The organism is Pseudoalteromonas sp. SR45-5, from assembly GCF_014163565.1.
Lineage (GTDB): Bacteria > Pseudomonadota > Gammaproteobacteria > Enterobacterales > Alteromonadaceae > Pseudoalteromonas > Pseudoalteromonas distincta.
Map to the genome: position 1 here is coordinate 1 of NZ_JACJDN010000296.1, position 4869 is coordinate 4869.

Below are 4869 nucleotides of genomic sequence, written 5' to 3' on the forward strand. Positions count from 1 at the left end.
GTTTAAAATTACTTTACCTGACTGACCTGAAATCATCATATCAAAGCCAGCTTGGAAGTCATCCACAGAATATTGATGTGTAATGATTGGGTTTAAATCTAGGCCAGATTGAATCAAACTTGCCATTTTGTACCACGTTTCGAACATTTCGCGACCGTAAATACCTTTAATCACTAAACCTTTAAAAATAACTTGGTTCCAGTCAACTGCCATATCAGATGGTGGAATACCCAGCATGGCAATTTTACCGCCGTGGTTCATATTATTAAGCATTGAATTAAACGCGCTTGGCACACCTGACATTTCAAGGCCAATATCAAAACCCTCTGTCATACCTAGCTCTTTCATTACATCTTCAAGCTTTTCATTGGCAACGTTTACAGCGCGTGAAGCCCCCATTTTACGTGCTAAATCTAGGCGGTATTCGTTTACGTCGGTAATTACAACGTGGCGAGCACCAACATGTTTTGCAACAGCTGCTGCCATAATACCAATTGGGCCTGCACCAGTGATAAGTACATCTTCGCCAACTAAGTCAAACGATAGTGCGGTATGAACTGCGTTACCAAATGGGTCGAAAATAGAAGCGAGTTCGTCAGAAATATTATCTGGAATTTTAAATGCGTTAAATGCAGGAATAACTAAATATTCGGCAAACGCACCTTCACGGTTTACACCTACACCCGTTGTATTACGGCATAAATGTACACGCCCTGCACGACAATTTCGACAATGCCCACACGTAATATGCCCTTCGCCAGATACGCGGTCGCCAACCTGAAAGCCACGAACTTCTTGGCCCATATCAACGACTTCACCAACATATTCATGGCCAACAACCATAGGCGTTGGAATGGTTTTACTTGCCCATTCGTCCCACTTGTAAATATGTACGTCGGTACCACAAATAGCTGTTTTGCGAATTTTAATCAGTAAGTCGTTATGACCTACTTCTGGCTTTGGTGCATCTGTCATCCAAATGCCCGGTTCTGCTTTTAATTTTGATAATGCTTTCATAATCCACACTCAATTAAAAAACCGAAGCGAGGCTTCGGTTTAAAATAAAATTAAATAACGCCCATTTCTTTACCAATACGGGTAAATGCATCGATAGCTGTATCGAGTTGCTCAATACTATGTGCCGCTGAAATTTGTGTACGAATACGCGCTTGCCCTTTTGGTACTACAGGGAATGAAAAACCGGTTACGTAAATGCCTTCAGCAAGTAATTTATCAGCCATTAACGAGGCTACTTTGGCATCTCCTAGCATTACGGGGATAATTGCATGATCTTTACCTGCACACGTAAAACCAGCAGCTTCCATTTGCTCACGGAAATATTTAGCATTTGACCAAAGTTTAGCGCGAAGCTCGCCGCCATTTTCAAGCATTTCAAGTACTTTAATTGATGCAGTAACAATTGAAGGCGCTAATGAGTTTGAGAACAAGTATGGGCGTGAACGCTGACGTAACCATTCAACAATTTCTTTTTTACCTGATGTATAACCACCTGAAGCACCGCCCAGCGCCTTACCTAATGTACCGGTGATAATATCTACACGGTCTAATACATTACAGTACTCAGGTGTACCCTTACCGTTTTCGCCAACAAAGCCAACTGCGTGAGAGTCATCTACCATTACAAGCGCATCATATTTATCGGCTAAGTCGCACACAGCTTCTAAATTACAAATAACGCCGTCCATAGAAAACACGCCATCGGTAGCAATTAGTTTAGTTTTAGCACCGGCTTCGTCTGCTGCAATAAGTTGCTTCTCAAGATCAGCCATGTCGTTATTTGCATAACGAAAACGTTTAGCTTTACATAAACGTACACCGTCAATAATTGATGCATGATTTAATGAATCAGAAATAATAGCGTCTTCTGCGCCTAAAATAGTTTCGAACAAACCTGTATTTGCGTCAAAACATGAAGAATATAAAATAGTATCTTCTGTTTCTAAAAACGCACTGATTTTTTGCTCTAGTGTTTTATGGATATCTTGCGTGCCACAAATAAAACGTACTGAAGCCACACCAAAACCATGATTATTTAAACCATTTTGCGCCGCTTCAATTAACTCTGGGCTATTAGCTAAACCTAAGTAGTTATTAGCACAAAAGTTGATTACTTTACCTGATGCAACTTCGATTTGAGCTTGCTGCTGGGACTTAATAATACGTTCGTTTTTATACAAACCTTCGGTTTTTACGTCTTCAATTTGCTGTTGTAACTGGCTAAAAAAAGCAGATGCTCTCATCTAGGTTCTCCATCTATTTGAACGGGTAAACAACCGCACTTTCACGGCTGTTTATTATGCGGGGTATTGTAAAAGTTTAATGGGTAAAATGCACGGTTTGCAGTTCGTCGCAAACACCCTAAGTTGGAAGGAATTCCTGCCAGTTTACAGGCTGTTTATTTATGTGTTTAAAAGTGCAGGTAAACTACTTATAGAATCGATAATTAAATCAGCTTCTTGCTTAGCGCTTTCGTCAAAGCTTTGCCCTGAACGCACTAAAACACGGGTAGTGATCCCTGCTTTTTTCGCAGCCTGCATATCACTGAGTTTATCGCCCACCATAATACTGCAAGCAGGGTCGATATTATGCTCTTGTATGCCTTGTAATAACATACCTGGCGCAGGCTTTCTGCAACAGCACTCTTTCAAATATTCAGGGCCCGCTTTTTTAGGGTGATGCGGGCAAAAATACACATCGGTAACTGCAATGCTGTGGGCACTAAACTGGTCTTTCATCCACTCGGTCAGTGCTAAAAAATCAGCTTCGGTGTAATAACCTCGACCAATTCCAGATTGATTAGTGACGATTATGATTTTATAGCCTGCATCATAAAATGTTTTACAAGTACTAAAAACACCGTCAATAAATTCAAATTTATCGCTTTGATACACATAACCATGATCAACATTTACCACGCCATCTCGGTCTAAAAAAAGCGCTTTATTTTTTTGTTGTGCATTCATTACAAAGACTCTTTTTGTACAACATGGTCAAACATCGCTTTTACATCATCAACTGTAATTTGGCTCATTAAATCATCGCCTTTTACGCGTGTCCCCCACGAGACTTGCTCAGCCGTTTTACCTGTTTGCTTAAACAAGTTTTGATGATAAACCTCTACCACGTAGTCTTGATATAAATAAGGACCTGTGCGTGCTGGGTTTGAATGTGCATATAAACCAATAACCGGCGTACCAACTGTTACTGCCATATGCGCAGGACCCGTATCGGGCGCAAGCACTAAGCTGCCACGCTTTAAAACGCACAACAACTCTTTGAGTTTTGTTTTACCTACTAAATTTAAAATAGGCGTGTTGCTGTGCTCAATAACGCTATTTGCTAGGTTAATTTCAAGCTCTGTTGGGCCACCCGTCAATACCACCTTAAAGCCTTGCTCGCTTGCATAATCAGCCAATGTGGCATAACGATCAGCGAGCCAATTACGCTGCGCTTTACTAGCTGCGGGCGATATTACTAATAGTTTATTAGTTAGGTATTCTGGTGTTAGTAACTCATCTGCAACCGCTTGGTCTTGCTCGGTGTATGGCATGTCCCAACTCGGTTTATAATCAGAAACACCAATGGCTTTTGCAAAACCTTTAAAGCCTTCAAGCACATGCGCCTGGGCTTGTGGGTCTATTCGTTTATTAATAAATAAGCTGTGCAATTCTTTTGAACGTGCCCAATCGAACCCTACTTTTACTTTTGCAGGAATACAACGCGCTACAAACCCAGCCCTTAATGCAACTTGCATATTAAGAAGCACATCAAATTTTTGGTTGTTGAAGCGTTGCTTTAAGCTTTTAAGCGCTGCTTTGCCTTGCTTTTTATCAAATACCACCAGCTCAACACCCGGTAAGTCAGCAAGTAACATGGCTTCTATTTTGCCAATTACCCAGGTGATTTTCGCATTCGGGTGTGCCTTTTGAATAGCTTGTACTGCACTAACAGCATGACATACGTCACCAATGGCTGAGAGTCTTAATATACAAATAGATGAATAATTAGGAGCTTGAGTCACACATTCCCTTAGGTATTAAATACAAAAGCCGATCTTAAATTATAATCACGCTATTGCAAGCACTTATCCTGCGCTTTAAAACGCGCTAATATAGACTCATTATTTAGCAATTACACAGAGCTATGTTTAAACAACACGTGCAAGGCAATCACACGCTATTAAGCCACCCTAAATACACAAGCCAAATTACCCTCGATTGGTTTGATGCAAATTATTGGCAACAACAAAATAAAATTGTGGGCGCTAAAAAAGGTCGAGCAACTGCGTGGTTTTTTAAGCAAGACGAATTAACAGCCGTACTTAGGCATTATTGGCGCGGTGGCTTAGTGGGTAAATTGCTAAGCGATCAATATTTATACCCAGGACTTGAACAAACCCGCGTATTTAAAGAGTTTAGCTTAATGAGTAAGCTTATAGAGCTTGGTTTAAACGTACCAACCCCTGTTGCAGCTAAAGTAACCCACAGCGGGTTAATTTATCGTGGTGATATCATTACCGAGGCAGTCACAGGTGCTAAAAGTGTACTAGATATATTAATTGAACGCTCATTGACTGAAGATGAGTTAGAGCGCATTGCTAAAACAATCGCGCTATTTCATTCAAAAGGCGTTTACCACGCTGATTTAAACATTAATAACATTTTATTTAATGATATTGGTGATGTGTATATTATCGACTTTGACAGAGGTGAAATAAGAACGCCTAACCCACAGTGGCAACAAAGTAATATAACACGCCTTGAGCGCTCATTTTTAAAAGAACAAGGTCGAAATGATGCATTTAATTGGCAAGCGAATGACTGGCAAACTCTGCATAGCAACTACTTC

General features: G+C 40.5%; 5 protein-coding genes. 1 reads left to right on the forward strand and 4 read right to left on the reverse strand.

Annotated features, from left to right (window positions below; genetic code table 11):
- The 4 genes from tdh to H5072_RS11850 all read right to left on the reverse strand — a co-directional run.
- Window positions 1-1017: L-threonine 3-dehydrogenase (gene tdh / locus H5072_RS11835; RefSeq protein ID WP_182693626.1), on the reverse strand; the 1017-nt coding region annotated here is incomplete at its 3' end.
- Window positions 1018-1067: 50 nt separating this feature from the next.
- Complete coding sequence (locus H5072_RS11840) at window positions 1068-2261, reverse strand: glycine C-acetyltransferase (protein WP_002961055.1); 1194 nt, start codon at window positions 2259-2261, stop codon at window positions 1068-1070.
- A gap of 159 nt (window positions 2262-2420) precedes the next feature.
- Complete coding sequence (gene gmhB, locus H5072_RS11845; protein ID WP_182693627.1) at window positions 2421-2984, reverse strand: D-glycero-beta-D-manno-heptose 1,7-bisphosphate 7-phosphatase; 564 nt, start codon at window positions 2982-2984, stop codon at window positions 2421-2423.
- Window positions 2984-4042: a glycosyltransferase family 9 protein gene (locus tag H5072_RS11850; protein WP_182693628.1), complete on the reverse strand. Its 1059-nt coding sequence runs from the start codon at window positions 4040-4042 to the stop codon at window positions 2984-2986. Before H5072_RS11850 ends, gmhB begins: the two co-directional genes overlap by 1 nt.
- A 122-nt stretch (window positions 4043-4164) precedes the next feature.
- Between H5072_RS11850 and H5072_RS11855 the strand changes: the two genes are divergently transcribed.
- The coding region (locus H5072_RS11855; protein ID WP_182693629.1) for a 3-deoxy-D-manno-octulosonic acid kinase at window positions 4165-4869 on the forward strand (705 nt) is incomplete at its 3' end.